This is a genomic window from Bradyrhizobium sp. BWC-3-1 (assembly GCF_032917965.1).
In the GTDB taxonomy this organism is placed as follows: Bacteria; Pseudomonadota; Alphaproteobacteria; order Rhizobiales; family Xanthobacteraceae; genus Bradyrhizobium; species Bradyrhizobium canariense_D.
The window spans coordinates 8,386,121-8,405,097 of record NZ_CP136625.1 but is presented as its reverse complement, the minus strand read 5'-3'; the positions used below and the strand labels follow the sequence as shown (position 1 = coordinate 8,405,097).

The following is an 18,977-nucleotide window of genomic DNA, read 5'->3' as shown; positions in this document are numbered from 1 at the left end:
GAAAATTCACGAAGGTTCAGCGACGAAGACGCCGGAGGGCAACTCAATATAGGTCAGCGTGCGTGCACTTTCGTAACTGCTCGACGTCAGCGGTCCCCTGAAAGGATCATCTTACCGACATCCTCGTAATGCGTGTCGCGCGCCTGGATCTGCTGAGCGATGGCGTGCATGTCGCGAAAGCGGCGCTCGAACGATTGCTGCGGAATACGGCGGTCGCGCCGGCCATGTGATAGGCGGTGTCGACCACTTTGGCCGATTGGTGGATGGTCCAGGTCGCGGCGAGGCGAACCGAGCCCCGATGTGCCGCGCTGAATTCGCCGGTCGTACAGAGATCGCGCCACATCGCACTTGCCGTCGCATAGAGATAGGCGCGCGCGGCCCGCAGGTCGCCCTCGGTGCGGCCGATCAGGCCCTGGACCGCCTGGTTGTCGCGCATGGCGCTTGCCGCCAGCGACTGATGCTTGCCGCGCGCCAGCGCGATCGCGGCATCCAGCGTGGCGCGCGCCACGCCGAGCGACACCGCGGCAAAGCCGAGGCTGAACGTCGAGCCGGTGCCGATCCTGTAAAGAGGACCCTGCTCGCGTAGCGCGGACGGCACGTCACGAAACGCGGTGAAGCGCTCGGGGATGAACAGGTCGGCGACCTCGTAGGAATCGGTGCCGGTGCCGGCGAGCCCGATCGCCTGCCAGACGTCGTGCAGCACGCCGCTCGCGACCGGAAACAGGATGGTGCGCACCTCCGCCGAGCCGTCGGCATTTTTCCGCGGCGCGCCGTCGGCTCCGACGATGCGGACATGCGCGCCGAGCCAGCTCGCCTGCCGCGAGCCGGAGGCAAAATCCCAGCGCGCCGTGACGCGATAGCCGCCTTCGACCGCCCGCGCCTCATGCGCGATCGCGCCCCAGGCGAGGATGCCCGGCGCCGTGTTGAAGATCTCCTGCGCGGTGTCGTGGTCGAGCGAGGCCGCGATCATGGCGCAGACCGTGCATTGGCCGAGGCACCAGGCGGTGGAGGCATCCGCTTTCGCGATCTCCTCCAGCATCTGCATGAAGGCTTCCGGCGGCGCTTCGGCGCCACCAAGGCTCTGCGGCAGCAGCGCGCGATAGAGCCCGTTCTCGATCAGCGCGCCGACGACGGGATCGGTCAGTCGCCGCGTCCGCTCGATCTCGTCGGCTTCGCGCGCGATCAGCGGCGCAATAGTCCGTGCCCGCTCGACGGGGCCAAATCCGGAAGTTGCGTTCATGCGCGTTTCCTCGCCCATTCTACCGTGAGCGGTCAATCGCACGATGGTGATCTATTTGGCGAGGGGGATCAAGTTGGTGTGGCGTCAATCCGGCCATCGCCACGTGAAGTGCGGAATCAGAGATGATCGCGCAAGCTCGAAAGGCTCACGCCGGGCCAAGAAACTATTGGGGCTGCTCCGACATTATCGTTTTCCAGAAGAGCATGATACTGTTCCGAAACAGGCAGCGATTTTGGCCTCCAACCGGCAGCGGCAAATGTCCTCGTCTGATGCTCCGATGAAACGCAGTGACGCAGCCCGCAGAGGGCGGAGACAGACGAAGACCCTATTGCTGATTTTAGCCATCGGATTTCTCGTTTTCGGTGCCGCTGCGGGCACGTTGTATTACGCGCTGCGGCCGATAACGCTTCGGATTGCCGTCGGACCGCCGGGAAGCAACGATCACAAGGTGATCGAAGCGATGACCGAGGCCTTTGCCAACGAAAGCAGGACGGTGAGGTTGTCTCCGATCGCGACCGCCGGAGCGGCCGAAGCTCTCGCTCTGCTCGGTGCCGGCAAGGCCGACCTTGCGGTCGGTCGCGGCGATCTGGAAATGCCGGCCGACGCGCAAACAGTCGTCATCTTGCGCAAGAACTTCGTCGTGCTGTGGTCTTCTTCGGGACCGGCGGGCAAGGGCTCCAAGCGAAAGCCGGCGCCCAAAATCAAGGAGGTCGCCGATCTCGCAGGGCGCAGGGTGGGGGTGATCGGCGCGACCCCGGCGAACGCCGCGTTGCTGAGAGTCATCCTGAGCGCCGCCGGTGTGGAGCCGGACAAGGTCACGGTCACTCAATTCGGCACTGGCCAGCTCGAGGAGCTGGCGCGTGACCCGAGCCTCGACGCCTTCATGGCTGTCGGTCCGCTCGACAGCAAGATAACTGCCGACGCCGTCGCCGCGACCGCCCGGGCGCGTGGCGAGCCGAAATTTCTCGCGATCGACGCATCGGAAGCCATCGCCCTGAAGCATCCGCGTTATGAATCGGAGGAAATTCCGCCAAGCATTTTCAATGCGAATCCAGCCTGGCCCGATGACAAGGTGGAGACCGTCAGTGTCAGCCATTTGATCGTCGCCCGGAAAGCCTTGTCCGAAACGACAGTGTCAGCGTTTTACCGCCAGCAATTTGCCCTCCGGCAGGCGATTGCCAGGCAGGTGCCTGGCGCTGCGCAAATCACCAAGCCGGACACCGAGAAGGAAGCCGAGCTGCCGGTTCATCGGGGAGCGGCGGCCGTGATCGACGGGACCGAGCGCACCTTCCTCGACAGATATGGCGACTACTTCTGGTTTGCGCTCCTGCTTCTCTCCGGCATTGGCTCGGCCGGCGCCTGGCTGCGACAATATCTGAATCGGGATGAACGCGACGAGAACACTGGCCATCGCAACAGAATTCTGGCGCTGGTTTCCAAGGTGCGCACCGCGGAATTCGACCACGAGCTATTGGCCATGCAGCAGGAGGTCGACGCCATCATCGTCGAAACACTTGGCTGCTACGATGACGGCGCCATCGAGGAAGAGGAGCTGGCAGCCTTCGGCCTGGTGCTCGAACTGTTCGATCATGCCCTCAGCGAGAGGCGCGCAGCGTTGCAAACCCCTCCTTCGAACGTGCTCGCCGCGCGGCGGTAGCGATACCGGCTTTGGTATCCGGGAGTTGCGTTCATGCGCGTTTCGTCGCCCATTCTTGGTGTGAGCGGTAAGGAGGCAATCGTGATCTATCCGGCGGGGAGGATCAAGCTGGTCCTAGCGTCGGTCTCGCCAGCTCGCGCTGACACGGGCGACATCACAGCTCGGGCAGACCCGACGGCGGCCTGCGTGCGTTGGTTGCTTGCTCGAAGGCATACGCCAGACGCAGCAGCTTGTGCTCGCTCCAGGCGCGCCCTGCGAAAGTGACGCCGAGCGGATAGTCGGGCGTGTCTTTGCCGTCGTCTGTCCCCGAGACGAATCCGCCGGGCACCATGACGCTGGGATAACCTGCCTTGGCGGCGATTGCGGCGCCATAGGCGCCGGGGAATAGCACCGCGTCGAGCTCGTGCTGGTTCATATAGGCGTCCATGCCGCGCGTCCTGGCGGAGAGCAGGTCCATGGCACGTGCGGACTTGTACTCGGGCTCGCTCAGATCGCCCCTGGTCAAGTCAGCGGCGAGGAAGTGGTCCTGTCCGAAACGCAGCGCATTGTCGGCGTTTGCTGCGTTGAAGGCCACGATGTCGGCCATGGTCTTGATGTCAGTGTTGGTCGCCCAATCCCTCAGGTAGAGATTGAGATCGTGCTTCAGCTCGTACAGAAAGACGACCGGCGGCCTTGCGACCGTGCCTTTGTGGGCGCTGAGCGGATTGCGGTTGAGCACAGCCATGGTCGTGCCCGGCCCACCGATCCAGCCAAGTGTGGGCATGCTGGCGCGCACGATGACGGCGCCGAGATCCTCCAGCACCTTGATCACCTCAGCCATCAGCTTGGCCGACTTCGCCGGCAGCTTGCCGTAATAGCAATCGTTCAGCGGGTCAGCGGGGTCGCTCGGCACGCCGATGCGCGCGCCCTTCATCGCGTCGGCGACGAGGCCGGCGGTGTAGTCGGCCGGCCGCCGCTGCTCTTGCGTCGCTGGGTCGAGCGGGTCCTTGGCAGCCAGCACATTCAGCAACATCGCGGCATCGCGCACCGTGCGCGTCATCGGACCGGCGGTGTCCTGGCTGTGCGCAAGCGGCAGGATGCCGGCGCGGCTGATCAGCCCGACGCTCGGTTTCACGGTGACGAGGCCGTTCAGGCTGGCGGGGTGCAGCAGCGAGCCCGAGGTTTCGGTACCGATCGAGGCCGCGCACAGTCCGGCCGCCACCGCGACCGCCGAACCCGAGCTTGAGCCCCCTGGGGTCAGAACCGGGATGCCGTGCTCGTCCATCAGCCCTGGTGCGTAGGGGTTCTTCACCTGCCCGCCCAGCGATGAATAGCCCGAGGGCATGTCGATCGCGAGCATGTTGGCGAACTCCGTCAGGTTCGCCTTGCCCAGGATCACCGCGCCGGCGCTCCGCAGCACCTTGACGATGGTGGCATCATCCCTGGCGCGCGCGCCCTCCAGCGCCAGCGAGCCCGCCGTGGTCGGCTGTTCGTCTCCGGTCGCGATATTGTCCTTGAGTAGGATAGGGACGCCCGCCAGCGGCCGCTGGGCCGACGGCCTCGTGCCGTCGAGCGTGCCGGCGAGCGCATCGGGATTGAGTGCACGGACCGAGTTGAGCTTAGGCCCGTCGCGGTCATAGGCCGCGATGCGCGCGAGATAGAATTCCGCCAGCGCTCTCGCGGTGATCCGTCTGCCGGCCAAGGCATCGATGACGTCGCTCATGGGCGCGTGCGCGAGCATCTGCATGGTCGACGCCGGCGGCTCAGTCAGGCCAGCTCTAGGAAGCTCGGACATTTGCCTTTCCTTGCTCCATTCCATCGCGAGTGCGAGAGGCACTATCGTGGCGGATTTGGCGGGGAGGATCAATGAGGGGCGATGGGTTTCGCAAGCGCCAAGCCCATCTTACGAGCTGCCATCGAGCAATCGCTCCATGACGATCGTGCGTTCGTCACCATGATAGCTGTCGCGCGCCGCCCTGAATCCAAGGCCGGCGTAGAAGGTTTCAGCGGTGATTGAGGAAGAAAGGGTCAGCGAAGGGATGTTGCGCTCGCGTGCGGTACGCTCGATCTCGGCCATCAGCAGCTTGCCGATGCCGCGGGCCTGAACGTGTGGAGCGACGAAGACAGTGCGGACGACGGACCCGTCGAGGCTCGCGGTCCCGACGATGCGGCTGCGGATGGTAGCGACAAAAACGGTGCGTTGTCCAATGAGCTGCCGCACAGCGTCCGGACTGAAGCCGCGCACGATCCTTTCGATGACCTCGTTCGGATAATCCTTCGCGTTGGTTTCCCGCAGAGCACGCACGATGACCGCGCTGATATGAGCGGCGTCATCTTCAAGTGCAGGACGGATTGTGCATTCCATGGGCCACTCCAGTTCGCGGCGTGAAAAGCACAAAGACCGCTCGCTATTGCAGTCCCAGACCGCTGCAGTACCACGCCATGTCTTCGTGTCTCCAGCCGCGCTTGACGCCTGATTCCTTGCATTCATTGTAGGTCTTGAAGTTAGCTCCGTTTCGGCAGCCTGACGGATAGCTCCCAAAGCCGCCACCCGAGGTGGAACATGCGACCGAACTGGCCGCCGTGGTCGGGGCGACAGTGGCTTTGGGTGCTGCGTTCGCTGATGTGATCGACAAAATCAGCAAGCCCCCTAACGCAAGAACCGACCCTTTCATTGCATTCTCCTGATTGGAACGATGCGTATACTATCTCAGGATGCATTATAGCTGGAGGCGCAACCTGAATGAAAGAGACCCGCGCTGCGGGCGCCCTCTGGTTTTCCATTCAACACCAAACCGGACAGCGTTGGTTCCTCTGAAGGAACGGTCAGGAGCTCAAGGCGTTTGAGGTAGCGAAAGGACACTTGCATGACCGAGAAATTCGATCCGGCACCGCCGGACAAGAACGCGGAAGATCTCAAGCGTGGCATCCGACGCGACAAGGCCAGGGACGACGAGCTGGACAAGGGCTTGAAGGACAGTTTCCCGGCGTCGGACCCGGTGAGCAGCACCCAGGCGTCCAAGGCAACACCGGACGCATGAAGGAGGGATAGACTATGGGCCTCGCAGCCTATGATATTGTTGGCAGGGACGGTGCCTGGCACGTCGACCACGATGGCGAAATCCGGAACACTTACCAGACCAAGGAAGCCGCTTTCGAGGCGGCTGTGGCCGCGGCATCGCTCGCCATGCGGCAGGGTCATTCCGTCCGGCTAACGGTGCCGGAGAGCGAGAACACCGTCGGCGCAGAAAATTCGGGCGGATGACCTTCGAGAGCATCCTGGTTCTACACGGCCGCCAGCAAATGGGCGGGCGCAAACGGCTTGCGCAAAAAGGTCGTGTTGGGCGGCAGCGGCGCCATCACCGTCCCGGACATCAGCACGATGTTGAGCCCCGGATGAGCACTGCGAGCGTATTCTGCGAGCTCAAGCCCGGTCATTCTCCCCGCGAGGTTGTGATCGGTGATGAGCGCCCGTAGCTCCGTGCCCGTCGACGCCACGATAAGCTCCGCGGCTTCCGCAGTGGCGCACTCGACGACTTCGAACCCTTCGTCCTTGAGAAGGTCGGACAGAACTTCGCGCTGGAGTGAGTCGTCCTCGACCAGCAGCATGACGAAATTCGACATGCGGTCATTCCCAACTTATCGGATGTTAATGCGCATCCCGGAAGATTGTTCGGTTGTGATGTCTTCGTTCGGCGCTCCTTGCGCCACGGCATGATCAGTCGAACATGTTGCATTCTCCTTGAGGTTTCGACGCAGGCGCCGAAGCGGGGATCGAACAGGAGCGGCAATGGCAATCGTCTTCATCACCGGCAGCACGGACGGTCTGGGCCGCGCAGCTGCCCAGTCTCTGCTCGAACAGGGCCACCAGGTCGTCCTGCACGCACGATCAGCGGAACGTGCGACCGCAATCTCCGAGCTTGAATCGCATTCCGCACGGGTCGTGATCGGCGATCTCAAGAGCGCCGCCCAGACGAGACACGTGGCAGATCAGGTCAACGCAATCGGACGAATGGACGCGGTCATCCACAACGCCGGGTCTATACCGAGCGCAGCCGCGGCCCGACGCCCGAAGGCCACGCCACCACCCTGGCAATCAACACGCTCGCGCCCTATTTGCTCACCGCCCTGATGAAGCGCCCCGATCGGCTGGTGTATCTCAGCAGCGGACTACATCGCGGCGGAGAGGGATCGTTGAGCGATCTCGACTGGACGAGGCGAACCTGGGATCCGGCCAAGGCGTACGCGGAGAGCAAACTGCACATGGTCGCACTGGCCTTTGCCTTGGCGCGGCGTTGGCCGCAGGTGCTGAGCAACGCCGTCGATCCCGGCTGGGCGCGCACCAAAATGGGCGGTGCCGGCGCGCCGGTCGGCGTGGCCACCGGACAACGGACGCAGACCTGGCTGGCGGCGAGCGATGATCCCGCCGCCCTGGTCAGCGGTCGTTACTGGCATGACCTCCGGCAACAAGAGCCGGCGCACGAAGCAGTTGATCCCGATTTTCAGGAGCGGCTTCTGGACAGGCTGGGCGAGTTGACGGGAGTGATGCTTCCACCGGCGTAGAAGCAATTCGCCTGAAGCCCACATCTTCCCAAAGCGTCGGGAGGCCGATGCTGCCTCTCATGCGCACGGCATTGCCACGTGCTGCATGATGCCATCATGCCCCTGTTTTGCCCGACGGGTCAAACGAAATTCTGAAAATCAAAAGTTCAATCCGAACAAGCCCCTCGCTACTGTGCATGGGGTTGTTTTCGCGTTTTTTTGTTTTCGGTCCCGAAAGCGCGGACCGGACCTGTCTCGCCGCGCTCGCGGCGGCCTAAAGCCGTCGCCTCAGCTGTCCACCTTCAACGCGGCGATGAAGGCTTCCTGCGGGATGTCGACCTTGCCGAACTGCCGCATCTTCTTCTTGCCTTCCTTCTGCTTCTCCAGAAGTTTGCGCTTACGCGTGATGTCGCCGCCGTAGCACTTTGCGGTGACGTCCTTGCGCAGCGCGCGCACCGTCTCTCGCGCGATCACCTTGCCGCCGATCGCCGCCTGGATCGGGATCTGGAACATGTGCGGCGGGATCAAATCCTTCATCTTCTCAACCATGGCGCGGCCGCGCCCCTCGGCGCGGGTGCGATGCACCAGCATCGAGAGTGCGTCGACCGGCTCGTTGTTGACCAGGATCTGCATCTTGACCAGATCGGCCGGCTTGTAGTCGGTGAGATGATAGTCGAACGAGGCGTAGCCCTTGGAGACCGACTTCAGGCGGTCGTAGAAGTCGAACACGACCTCGTTGAGCGGCAGATCGTATTTCACCATGGCGCGGGAGCCGACATAGGTCAGCTCCTTCTGCGAGCCGCGGCGGTCCTGGCACAGCTTCAGCACGCTGCCGAGATATTCGTCGGGGGTGAGGATCGTGGCCTCGATCCAGGGCTCCTGGATCTCCGCGATCTTGACCACATCAGGCATGTCGACGGGATTGTGAATCGAGATTTCCTGTCCGTCGGTCAGGCTCATCTTGTAGATCACGCTCGGCGCGGTCGCGATCAGGTTGAGATCGAATTCGCGCGACAGACGCTCCTGGATGATCTCCAGGTGCAACAGCCCGAGGAAGCCGCAGCGGAAGCCGAAGCCGAGTGCGGCCGAGGTCTCCATCTCGTAGGAGAAGCTGGCATCGTTGAGGCGCAGCTTGCCCATCGCCGCGCGCAAGGTCTCGAAGTCGTCGGCGTCGGCGGGGAACAGGCCGCAGAACACCACGGGAATGGCCGGCTTGAAGCCCGCCAGCATCTCGGTGACCGGCTTCTTGTCGTCGGTGATGGTATCGCCGACACGGGTGTCGGCCACTTCCTTGATCGCGGCGGTGATGAAGCCGATCTCGCCGGGGCCGAGCTCGTCGACCTGCGTCATCTTCGGGGTGAAGAAGCCGACGCGCTCGATGTCATAGGCCGCGCCCGTGCCCATCATGCGGACCCGGCTGCCCTTCTTCATGACGCCGTCGACGACGCGGATCAGCACCACCACGCCCAGATAGACGTCGTACCAGCTGTCGACCAGCAGCGCCTTCAGGGTCGCTTCGCGGTCGCCCTTCGGCGGCGGCAGGCGGGTGACGATCGCTTCCAGCACGTCGGGCACGCCGAGACCGGTCTTGGCCGAGATCATCACGGACTCGGACGCGTCGATGCCGATGACGTCCTCGATCTGTTGCTTGACCTTCTCCGGCTCTGCGGCGGGAAGATCGACCTTGTTCAGGACCGGAACGATCTCATGCCCCGCATCGAGCGCGTGGTAGACGTTGGCGAGCGTCTGCGCCTCGACGCCCTGGCTGGCGTCGACCACCAGCAGGGAACCCTCGCAGGCCGCCAGCGACCGCGAAACTTCGTAGGCGAAGTCGACATGGCCGGGCGTATCCATCAGGTTGAAGATGTAATCCTTGCCGTCCTTGGCGCGGTAGGCGAGGCGAACGGTCTGCGCCTTGATGGTGATGCCGCGCTCGCGCTCGATGTCCATGGAATCGAGCACCTGCTCCTTGCCCGCCATTTCCCGGTCGGTGAGGCCGCCGGTCATCTGGATCAGGCGGTCGGCCAGCGTCGATTTGCCATGGTCGATATGGGCGACGATGGAGAAATTGCGGATGTTGGAAATGGGGACGGTCGTCATGGGCGCGGGATACCACTCACATCCCCGTGCGGCAACCATATTGCTGTATTTTCAGGGCCTTTGTTCACGCCAAGCTGATTCCACGAAGGCCCGAAACGCGCTACGCAACGCCTGATGTCCAGGCCCATGACGACGACCTCGATCCCGTCTGCCCGAGCGCGCGCGAAGACCCGGGTGAGCTATGCCCGCTTTCGCGCCTGGCTGGTTGCCAGCGCGACCCGCCCCGAGGCGCGCCTCTGGCTGGTGATCCAGCTCGCCATCCTGCATGCGGTGCTCTGGACCTTCATCCTGATCAATCTCAAGGCAGCGCAGGACGTTCACATGGACGTCGCGGAAGCCTGGGGCTGGGGGCAGAAATTCCTCTGGGGCTATGGCAAGCACCCGCCGCTGTCGGGCTGGGTCGCCGGCCTCTGGTTCACAGTGTTCCCGCCGACGGACTGGGCGACCTATGCGCTGGCGATGGCGACCGTCGGCACCGGTATGGTGATCTGCTGGCTCATCGCGCTGCGCGTCGTGGATGCGCGGCGCGCGTTCCTGGTCGTGGTGATGGTCGCGCTCTACCCGATCTTCAATTTCAAGGGTTTCAAGTACAATCCCGACCTGCTCCAGCTCGTCACCTTGCCGCTCCTCGTGCTCGCTTATCTCAATGCGTTCGAGAAGCGGAGCTGGCAGTCCGGAGTGTTGCTCGGCCTTGCCGGCGCGCTGGCGCTGATGACCAAATACTGGGTGCTGACCATGATCGGCGCCATCGGGCTTGCCGCGCTGATCCATCCGGAGCGAATGAGATTCCTGTCGTCGCCGGCACCGTGGGTTGCGATCGCGACGATGGTGGTGGCGATGATCCCGCACATCGTGTGGCTGGCGGACGCGCATTTCGTGCCGCTGACCTATGCCGGCGATACCTACAGCCTCGAGGACAGCGGCCAGGTGCATCAGCTCGTGACCGGCTATGCCCTGCATAATGTCGCGCTGCTGGCATTGCCGGTGGCGCTGGCCGCGCTGGCGATGGCGCTGGCGCCACCTTGGTTCAGGCTGCTCCTGCGTGCGCCCTTGCGCATCGTCACGCGGGCCTGGGCGCGCGGCGCGAATTCCAGCGTGAACCTTTCGCAGGCGCGCAACGTCTGGCTCATTCAGATCATCGTCGCGGTCGGCCCCGCGCTCGGTGCGCTGGCCTTCAGCATCTACATGAAGACCGATTGGGGCATCTCGCTGTTCTTCCTGGTGCCCTTGGCGCTGGTCGCGATCCCGGCGTTGCGGGTGCAGAGCGCTGCGCTGTTCAACATTGTCGCGATCTGGCTCGTGCTCAGCGTTGCCACGCTCATTGCCTCGCCCTGGATCGCCGCCCGCGAGATGGCGGCCAATGCCGGCAATACGGCGACTTACGGCGCGCGCTCGGATCTCGCGCGCGAGCTGACGCAGGCTTGGCACGCGCGCTTCGCCTCGCACTGGGCGGTCGTCGCCGGCACCATGGAATCGATCCAGCCGATGGTGTTCTACAGCCCGGATCATCCGGCCGCGTTCACGCCGCTAGAGGCCTGGGGGTCCGGATTGATTTCGCCCGATGACGTCAAGCGATACGGCTTCATCGGCGTGTTCGACCCGGCCGATGGTCGCCTGCCGGCGTTCGAAAAATGGGTGTCCGAAGTTGCGCCGAAGGCCGAGCGCATCGTAATGACGACGCGCCGTTTCACTCACGGCAAAGCCGGTCCGTCGATGAGCTGGAACATCTACATCGCGCCGCCGGGGAATTGATCGAAGCGAATCCGCCTAAATCCCTTCCTCGTTGAATTTGCTTTCAACGAGTTCGGTGATCGCCGCGAGCGCGGCTTCGGCATCATCGCCGGACGCAGCGACCGTGATGGTGGTGCCGGGACCGGCGGCGAGCATCATCAGGCCCATGATCGAGGTGCCGCCGACGGTTTCGCCGCCGCGCGTCACCCAGACCTGCGCGCTGAAACGCTCGACGGCCTGGACGAACTTGGCGGAGGCCCGCGCGTGCAGGCCGCGCTTGTTGATGATCAGGAGGTCCTTGGAGATCGCGCCCGCGGGCACGCCCGTCCCGGCTTGCGGCGCCTCGTCGCTCATTTGCCGGCGAGGACGCGGCTGGCGATGGTGACGTATTTGCGGCCGGCTTCCTGGGCCATCGCGATCGCGTCGGGGAGCGGACGCTCCTCGCGCACCTTGGCGAGCTTCACCAGCATGGGAAGGTTGATGCCCGCGAGCACTTCGACCTTCGGCCGGCTCATGCAGGATATTGCCAAATTGGACGGCGTGCCGCCGAACATGTCCGTGAGGATCGCGACGCCGTCGCCGGAATCGACGCGGTTAACCGCCTCGATAATGTCGCTTCGACAGAGATCGGAATCATCTTCGGCGCCGATCGTGATCGCTTCGATTTGCTTTTGTGGGCCCATGACATGTTCAAGCGCTGCCTTGAATTCGTCGGCAAGGCGCCCGTGGGTCACAAGTACTAGACCAATCATCGGAAAACTCCTCGCGGGCGCTTTTGGTGCACCGCACGAACGCGCCACTTTGACCATCCAGAGCCCCCGCGCAAGAGGGGATGTTGCGTATCTCCCTGAATCTAGACGGATGGATAAGGGGAGCTGCGCCGGTCTATTCGGTCGCGAGTGTGGGGTTCATATGGTTACCATTTCCCTTCAAACAATCGCCTGAAGGGTTAACGGGAGATGAACTCTTGGTAGTGGTCAAGGCCGCGACAACCAGAGGAAGGGGCAAATAGTCGCGGCCGACTGGGATTCGTGGTATTTCGACACCTAAAATGGCTGTTTTCAGGGATTGGGCCGGCGGCAGCCGCTCCGCATCCGCGGCGTCCAGATCGACCACGAGGCCGACGGTCGCATGCTCCACAAAGTCGCAGCGGCGGATTCCCAGCCCCCGGATCTCGATCAGGCCGGCCAGAACCGGGGCGGGGCGGACCTCAATTTCGCGGCCGACTGTCGCCAGATGGACACGGTCATCACCGACCAGAACGGCCGTTTCGAGCACGCCGCTGCGTCCTGCCATGATCAAATCGAAGGCAAGGCGCGACTTGCCGGAGCCCGAGGGCCCGCGGATCAGCACCGCCAGATCTCCAACCTTGACCGCCGAGGCGTGAACGCTGGGCCCACCGTCGCTCATAGCGCCGGCAGCCTCACCACGAAACGCGCGCCGACAACACTGGGCGCGCCGTCCTCGTCCGCCGGGCCGAGGCGGTTCTCGGCCCAGATGCGTCCGCCATGCGCGTCGACGATCTGCTTGGAGATCGACAGGCCGAGGCCGGAGTTCTGGCCAAAGCCCTGATGAGGGCGGTCGGTGTAGAAGCGCTCGAAGATGCGCTCCAGCGCGTCGTCGCGGATTCCGGGGCCGTCGTCGTCGACCACGATCTCGATCTCTCCGCGTACGCGGCGGCAGGTGAGGCGCACCTTGTTGCCGGGCTCGGAGAAGGACTGTGCGTTCGAGAGCAGGTTGGAGACCACTTGTCCTAGCCGCGAATCGTGGCCGGTCACGGCGAAATTGTCGGTCGGGCTGCGGCCCTCGAAACGCATTTCGACCGCGACGTCATGGCCGAGCTTGGTTTCATTGGCGACGGAGACGAGCGTCGTCAGCAGGCGGCGCAGGTCGACCGGAATCGCATCCTGGCGCTGCAGTTCTGCATCGAGACGGCTGGCGTCGGAGATGTCCGAGATCAGCCGGTCGAGCCGCTTGACGTCATGCTCGATCACCTCGAGCAGGCGCGCGCGGCTGTTCTCGTTGCGCGCCAGCGGCAACGTCTCGACCGCGGAGCGCAACGAGGTCAACGGGTTCTTCAATTCGTGCGCGACGTCGGCGGCGAACATCTCGATCGCTTCGATGCGGCTGTAGAGTGCACTGGTCATGTCGCGCAGCGCACCGGAGAGATGGCCGATCTCGTCGCGACGACGGGTGAAGTCGGGAATTTCGACGCGGGTCCTGATCCGGCGGCGGATCAGCTCGGCGCTATCGGCGAGCCGGCGGACCGGACCTGCGATCGTGCTGGCGAGCAGCAGCGACAGCATGATCATGACCGCGGCGGCGACGCCGCCCACTTTGAGGATGGCGAGGCGCTCGGCGGTGACCATCTGGTCGATGTCGTCGCCCTGCGTCGACAGCATCAGCGCGCCATGGATGGCGCGCGAGCGCAGCACGGGGACCGCGACAGAGACGATCACCTCGCCGCGCGCATTGACCCGCACCATCGAGCGCTTCTGGCCCTGGAGCGCGTCGCCGACCTCCGCATAGCCATTGCCGTTCTCGGGGCCGAGCTCGCGATAGAGCGGCAGGTCGCCGCGATTGAGCCAAGTACGGACCGCGACCATGCCGCGTTCGACCATGCCAGGCTTCTCGGCGGACACTGACGGCAGGGGGAAGCGCACCACGGTATCGAGGCTGCGGCTATCGACCAGCAGGCTGCCGTTCGGGTCGTAGATGCGGGCGCGCGTCTTGGTCGGCGAGATCAGCGTGCGCAGCACCGGTGCCACGCGCTCCGGATTGATCGGAAAATCCAGCGGGGAATACTCGTCCGAGCCGCCATAGGTCTCGCCCGGCTTGAGGTCGAGCAACCGGTCGGGGTCGATGGTGATGGCGTTGGTCTGCACCGTCGCGGACGCCGCGATCGCGCCGGCGATGATTTCCGCCTGCACCAGCAGGCTCTGCGCGCGCGCGTCGATCAGGCCGGCGCGGAATTGCGACAGATAGAGGATGCTCGCCACCAGCGCGACCAGGCCGGCGAGGTTGAGCGAGACGATGCGGCGGGTCAGGCTCGAGAAGGACAGCGCGAAGAAGAACTGCCCGGCCCGCTTCAGCCAGTTCAGCGGACGCCAGCCCCGCACGGCCGGCTTGTCCTCGCTCAATTGATCCCGAGCGCCGTGGGCGGTGACGTCCTCGGCGTTCTGGTTCTCGTCAGGCTGCGTTCGGTCAAGCAATGCTCACGCCCGCGTTAGGACAGCTCGTGCGAAGGTCCCCGCATCCTAGAGCCATCCCGGTCCCGACGGAATCAGAACCGGCGATGCTCTCGGTCTTTCGTGGAGGCGCGCGCGCCTCAGGCTTCCTTGAAGCGGTAGCCGACGCCGTAGAGCGTCTCGATCATCTCGAACTCGTTGTCGACCACCTTGAACTTCTTGCGCAGCCGCTTGATGTGGCTGTCGATGGTGCGGTCGTCGACATAGACCTGGTCGTCATAGGCGGCATCCATCAGCGCGTTGCGGCTCTTCACCACGCCGGGCCGGGTCGCGAGCGCCTGCAGGATCAGGAATTCGGTGACGGTCAGCGTCACCGGCTCGTTTTTCCAGGTGCAGGTGTGCCGTTCAGGATCCATGCGCAGCAGGCCGCGGTCGAGCGCCTTGGCGTCGTTCTCCTTCGGCGTGACGGTCGGGTCCTTCGGCGCCGAACGGCGCAGCACCGCCTTGACGCGCTCGACCAGCAGGCGCTGCGAGAACGGTTTGCGGATGAAGTCGTCGGCGCCCATCTTGAGACCGAACAGCTCGTCGATCTCTTCGTCCTTCGAGGTCAGGAAGATCACCGGCAGGTCGGATTTCTGCCGCAGCCGGCGCAACGTCTCCATGCCATCCATGCGCGGCATCTTGATGTCGAGGATGGCAAGATCGGGCTGGGTGGTGCGGAAACCGTCGAGCGCTGAGGCGCCGTCGGTATAGGTCATGATGCGATAGCCTTCGGCCTCCAGCGCGATCGAGACGGATGTGAGAATGTTGCGGTCGTCGTCGACCAAAGCGATTGTGGGCATGAGCCTCTGCTTTCTGCTTTCCGTTTGGGTCGTGGCTTGAAAACGGCGAGCAATCCACTGATGCGCCGCATACATGGGTGCCGATGTTGGCATTCGAACCTTGTCACCGAGCAATGCAAGCTAGGCTGAAGTGTGACCGAGTTCCACGAAACACGGCAGATTCGCCGCATCTCGACCCATAACCGGGCCCCGGTTTACCCGAAAAAAGGCCCTCCATGCAACCACCTGACCCGAGAAAGCCGATGCAACCGCCCCCCGACTTCGACTCCGGAAAGCTCGCCAAATCGCTGCTGCGGCGCTCACGGCAGGGGGCCTTGGCGACATTGATGGCCGGCAGCGGCGATCCTTATTGTTCCCTGGTCAATTTGGCGAGCCATCCGGATGGCTCTCCGATCCTGCTGATCTCAGGATTGGCCGTGCACACCAGGAACATCCTCGCCGACAGCCGGGTGTCCTTGATGCTGGACGAGCGGGCGGCGGGCGATCCGCTGGAAGGTGCCCGGATCATGCTGTCCGGCCATGCCGAGCCGGCCGATGCCGACAAGGATCTGCTCCGGCGACGGTATCTCAATGCTCATCCCTCAGCGGGAGCCTTTGTTTCCTTTAAAGATTTCTCTTTCTTTCGGATCCGGCCTACGGGAACCCATCTGGTCGCCGGCTTCGGCCGGATCGTCGACCTCAAGCCGGAGCAATTCCTGACCGACCTCACGGGGGCCGAGGACTTGCTGACGGCGGAGGAGGGCGCGGTGGAGCACATGAATGCCGACCACCGCGAGGCCATGGGCCTCTATGCAACAAAACTGCTCGGTGCTGCCGCGGGCGACTGGCGCTGCACCGGCTGCGACCCGGAGGGCCTCGACATGCAGGACGGCCAGACCGTCTTGCGGCTAGATTTTCCGGAGCGGGTGGCTGATGGCACGGCGCTGCGCAAGATGCTGGTTCGCCTCGCCGGCGAAGCGCGCACCAGGATGAACCAGAGCGCAACACATTGAACGCTGCTGCCCATCGCCGCGACCCAAGTTCGTTACCGGTCAGAAGGCGGCGGCGAGAGCGTCATGGCAGAATGGAATAGACGGACGCTGGTTGCGGGTTTGACGCTCGCGATCACCGCATCGCTTGTCACGCCTAGCGTCGCCCAGAAAGGTCTCGCCGCGGAGAGCGCGCGGATCAACACCCTCATGAGCGCCGGCAGATATTCGGAAGCACTGCCTTTGGCGCAAGGTATGGTCGCGAACCTGGAGAAGAGCGACACAGGTCGCGAACTCGCCGCCGCGCTGAACAACCTCGGCCAGGTTCATGCCGGTCAGGGCCACGACGATCTGGCCGAGCCGCTCTACAAGCGCGCCATCATGCTGATGGAAAAGTCGCTCGGTCTCGAAACCCCGTTGATCGGAGCCGAACTGAGCAACCTCGCCGCGCTCTACCAGCGGCAGAGCCGCTACGCCGAGGCTGAGCCGCTGTTCAAGCGCGCGCTCGCCGTTCGCGAGAAGGGATTGTCGCGCGAGCATCCCGATGTCGGCCAGTCACTCAATAATCTCGCCACGCTCTATGTGAAGCAGCAGCACTATGCCGAAGCCGAGCCGCTGTTTCAGCGGGCGCTCGCGATCTACCAGAAGGCTGGCGGCTCCGAGCATCCGGCGGTGGCCACCGTCCTGAACAATCTCGGCCAGGTCTATCGCGATCTCAATCGCGATGCGGACGCGGAAGCGCCGATCAAGCGCTCGCTCGCGATCCGGGATAAGGTGCTGGGACCGGATCATCCCGACGTCGCCCGCTCGCTGAACAATCTCGCCGGCCTCTACGAGCACCAGCAGCGCTACGGTGACGCCGAGCCGCTCTATCGTCGCGCGCTGGTCATCCGCGAAAATGCACTCGGGCCCGATCATCCCGAGGTCATGACCTCGACCGGCAATCTGGCTTATTTCCTCTACGTGGCCGGGCGCGCCGCGGACGCATTGCCGTTCGCGGAAAGGACTCTTCGGGGCGATCGCGCCCAGTTGCGCATCGTCTTGCCGGTCCTGTTCGCCGCGCGCCAACAAGATCTGCTGTCCGGCGACAAGGCGCTCGACGAGGCCCTCGCCGCGATCCAGCGCGGCACGCAATCCTCCGCCGCATCCGCCGTGAACAAGCTCGCGGTTCGGCTTGCCGCCGGCAGCGACCGGCTCGCCGAGCTGGTGCGCCGGGATCAGGATCTCGCGGCTGAGCCAGAGGCACTCGACAAGGCGATCGTTGCCGCAGTGTCGAAGCAATCCGCGCAGCGCGATCTCGCAACCGAACAGCGCAGCCGCGCGCGGATTGCAATGATTGCCAACGAGCGTGCGGGCTTGCAGAAGACGCTCGCGGTCGAGTTTCCCGACTACGCGTCACTCTCCAATCCGCTGCCGTTGACGGCAAAGGACATCCGGCTGCTGCTGTCGGCCGACGAGGCGATGGTGCTCTATTCCGTCGTCGACAAGCAGAGCTATGTCATCGCGATCACGCGCGAGGGCGTCGACTGGAAGGCCATCCCACTCGGCGCGGATGCGCTGACGCAGAAGGTGACGGCATTCCGCAAGGGACTCGACGTCGGCAAAGCGCGCGACGCCTCCGGCAAATCCGGATTGTTCGATCTGGCGCTCGCCAACGAGCTCCATGTCGCGCTGCTCGGTCCGGTCGAGGCGTTGACAAAGCACAAGCACAGCCTGCTGGTGGTGCCGTCGGCTGCGCTGACCGCATTGCCGTTTCATCTGCTCGTCACGGAGAAGCCGCAGGCTGCGATCCCGGACACGCTCGAAGGCTATCGCGGCGCCGCCTGGCTGCTGCGGCGCCAGGCCGTCTCGGTGCTGCCGTCGGTGGGCAGTCTGAAATCGCTGCGGGCCTTCGCGCGTCGGGATCAAAGCGTGAAGCCGATGACCGGCTTCGGCGATCCCGTGTTCAATCCTGCACTGGAAGGGCCCGCCGAGCGGCGCGCCGCGAACGGCAAGGTCGCCGCGCGCAGCATCGCGACCATCGCCTATAGTGATTTCTGGCGCGGTGCCGGCGTCGATCGCGCGCGGCTTGCGCAGGCGCTGCCGCAACTGCCCGACACCGCCGATGAGTTGAACGCGGTGGCCAGGGATGTCGGGGCTTCCGAGGCCGACATTCATCTCGGCCGCGACGCCAGCGAGACGACGCTCAAGCGTGCAGCGCTTGCTCAATACGGCATCATCTACTTTGCCACCCACGGCCTCGTTGCCGGCGACATCAAGGGACTGGGTGAGCCCTCGCTCGCGCTCTCCATTCCCGATCAGCCCACTGAACTCGACGACGGTCTACTCACCGCGAGTGAAGTCGCTCAGCTCAAGCTCAATGCGGATTGGGTTGTGCTGTCGGCCTGCAACACCATCGCGGGCGACAAGCCCGGCGCCGAGGCCCTGTCGGGACTGGCGCGCTCGTTCTTCTACGCCGGTGCGCGCGCTCCTGGTCTCGCATTGGGCCGTGGATTCGGAAGCTGCCACCCGCCTGACCACGATGACTTTCGAGCTGCTCAAAAACGAACCACAAATCGGGCGTGCCGAAGCCTTGCGCCGCGCGATGTTAACCTACGTTGACGACACCTCGTCTCCGCGCAACGCCTATCCTGCGATGTGGGGGCCCTTCGCGCTCATCGGCGAAGGCGCGGTACGATAGGGTGGCCTTGGAATTTTCATCGAGACCGTCTTGGGCATTGTGCGTCGCAA

14 protein-coding genes and 3 pseudogenes are annotated in these 18,977 nt (G+C 64.1%); 7 read left to right on the top strand and 10 right to left on the bottom strand.

Going from position 1 to position 18,977, the window contains the following annotated elements; translation table 11 throughout:
- Window positions 1-86 precede the first annotated feature (86 nt).
- Window positions 87-1,240 (bottom strand): annotated as a pseudogene (locus RX329_RS40175) (acyl-CoA dehydrogenase family protein).
- A gap of 256 nt (window positions 1,241-1,496) precedes the next feature.
- On the opposite strand from RX329_RS40175, the gene RX329_RS40170 reads away from it, so the two are divergent.
- Entirely contained in the window at window positions 1,497-2,897 is a 1,401-nt protein-coding gene (locus RX329_RS40170; protein WP_026233936.1) for a TAXI family TRAP transporter solute-binding subunit, read from the top strand.
- A gap of 154 nt (window positions 2,898-3,051) precedes the next feature.
- Here the strand turns inward: RX329_RS40170 and RX329_RS40165 are convergent, their stop codons facing one another.
- Window positions 3,052-4,671 carry an amidase family protein gene (locus tag RX329_RS40165; protein ID WP_085358628.1) on the bottom strand — a complete coding sequence of 540 codons (1,620 nt, stop codon included), beginning with the start codon at window positions 4,669-4,671 and terminating at the stop codon, window positions 3,052-3,054.
- 108 nt (window positions 4,672-4,779) lie between these two features.
- Window positions 4,780-5,367, bottom strand: a complete 588-nt coding sequence (locus tag RX329_RS40160; RefSeq protein WP_317245430.1) for a GNAT family N-acetyltransferase — start codon at window positions 5,365-5,367, stop codon at window positions 4,780-4,782.
- A gap of 376 nt (window positions 5,368-5,743) precedes the next feature.
- Here RX329_RS40160 and RX329_RS40155 point away from each other — a divergent pair, with 376 nt between their 5' ends.
- Window positions 5,744-5,917, top strand: coding sequence for a hypothetical protein (locus RX329_RS40155; protein ID WP_007604975.1), 174 nt, complete (start codon window positions 5,744-5,746; stop codon window positions 5,915-5,917).
- Between the two features lie 14 nt (window positions 5,918-5,931).
- Window positions 5,932-6,141, top strand: a complete 210-nt coding sequence (locus tag RX329_RS40150) for a hypothetical protein (protein WP_085352004.1) — start codon at window positions 5,932-5,934, stop codon at window positions 6,139-6,141.
- Between the two features lie 20 nt (window positions 6,142-6,161).
- Here RX329_RS40150 and RX329_RS40145 read toward each other — a convergent pair whose 3' ends face one another.
- A complete protein-coding gene (locus RX329_RS40145; RefSeq protein WP_018460063.1) occupies window positions 6,162-6,500 on the bottom strand; it encodes a response regulator in 339 nt (112 codons plus the stop codon).
- A 166-nt stretch (window positions 6,501-6,666) separates the two neighbouring features.
- On the opposite strand from RX329_RS40145, the pseudogene RX329_RS40140 reads away from it, so the two are divergent.
- Window positions 6,667-7,439: pseudogene (locus RX329_RS40140) on the top strand (SDR family NAD(P)-dependent oxidoreductase).
- A 267-nt stretch (window positions 7,440-7,706) separates the two neighbouring features.
- On the opposite strand, the gene lepA reads toward RX329_RS40140, so the two are convergent.
- Complete coding sequence (gene lepA / locus RX329_RS40135) at window positions 7,707-9,518, bottom strand: translation elongation factor 4 (RefSeq protein WP_018460061.1); 1,812 nt, start codon at window positions 9,516-9,518, stop codon at window positions 7,707-7,709.
- A 126-nt stretch (window positions 9,519-9,644) separates the two neighbouring features.
- On the opposite strand from lepA, the gene RX329_RS40130 reads away from it, so the two are divergent.
- A complete protein-coding gene (locus RX329_RS40130; protein WP_317246491.1) occupies window positions 9,645-11,270 on the top strand; it encodes a glycosyltransferase family 39 protein in 1,626 nt (541 codons plus the stop codon).
- A gap of 15 nt (window positions 11,271-11,285) precedes the next feature.
- Here RX329_RS40130 and RX329_RS40125 read toward each other — a convergent pair whose 3' ends face one another.
- From RX329_RS40125 to RX329_RS40105, 5 genes are all read right to left on the bottom strand, one after another.
- On the bottom strand, window positions 11,286-11,603 hold the full coding sequence (locus RX329_RS40125) for an HPr family phosphocarrier protein (protein WP_018460059.1): 318 nt from the start codon (window positions 11,601-11,603) through the stop codon (window positions 11,286-11,288).
- Window positions 11,600-12,001, bottom strand: a complete 402-nt coding sequence (locus RX329_RS40120; RefSeq protein WP_007597752.1) for a PTS sugar transporter subunit IIA — start codon at window positions 11,999-12,001, stop codon at window positions 11,600-11,602. The genes RX329_RS40125 and RX329_RS40120 overlap by 4 nt, the downstream gene beginning before the upstream one ends.
- A 133-nt stretch (window positions 12,002-12,134) precedes the next feature.
- A complete protein-coding gene (locus RX329_RS40115; protein WP_018460057.1) occupies window positions 12,135-12,659 on the bottom strand; it encodes an HPr kinase/phosphorylase in 525 nt (174 codons plus the stop codon).
- Window positions 12,656-14,461 (bottom strand): sensor histidine kinase, encoded by a 1,806-nt coding sequence (locus RX329_RS40110; protein ID WP_162496303.1) that lies wholly within the window; start codon window positions 14,459-14,461, stop codon window positions 12,656-12,658. The genes RX329_RS40115 and RX329_RS40110 overlap by 4 nt, the downstream gene beginning before the upstream one ends.
- A gap of 116 nt (window positions 14,462-14,577) precedes the next feature.
- Window positions 14,578-15,279, bottom strand: a complete 702-nt coding sequence (locus RX329_RS40105) for a response regulator transcription factor (protein ID WP_007597749.1) — start codon at window positions 15,277-15,279, stop codon at window positions 14,578-14,580.
- Window positions 15,280-15,521: 242 nt separating this feature from the next.
- On the opposite strand from RX329_RS40105, the gene RX329_RS40100 reads away from it, so the two are divergent.
- Together RX329_RS40100 and RX329_RS40095 are read left to right on the top strand one after the other, a co-directional pair.
- Window positions 15,522-16,271 carry a HugZ family protein gene (locus RX329_RS40100; RefSeq protein WP_085352003.1) on the top strand — a complete coding sequence of 250 codons (750 nt, stop codon included), beginning with the start codon at window positions 15,522-15,524 and terminating at the stop codon, window positions 16,269-16,271.
- A gap of 63 nt (window positions 16,272-16,334) precedes the next feature.
- A pseudogene (locus RX329_RS40095) lies at window positions 16,335-18,927 on the top strand (CHAT domain-containing protein).
- The last annotated feature ends 50 nt before the right edge of the window (window positions 18,928-18,977 follow it).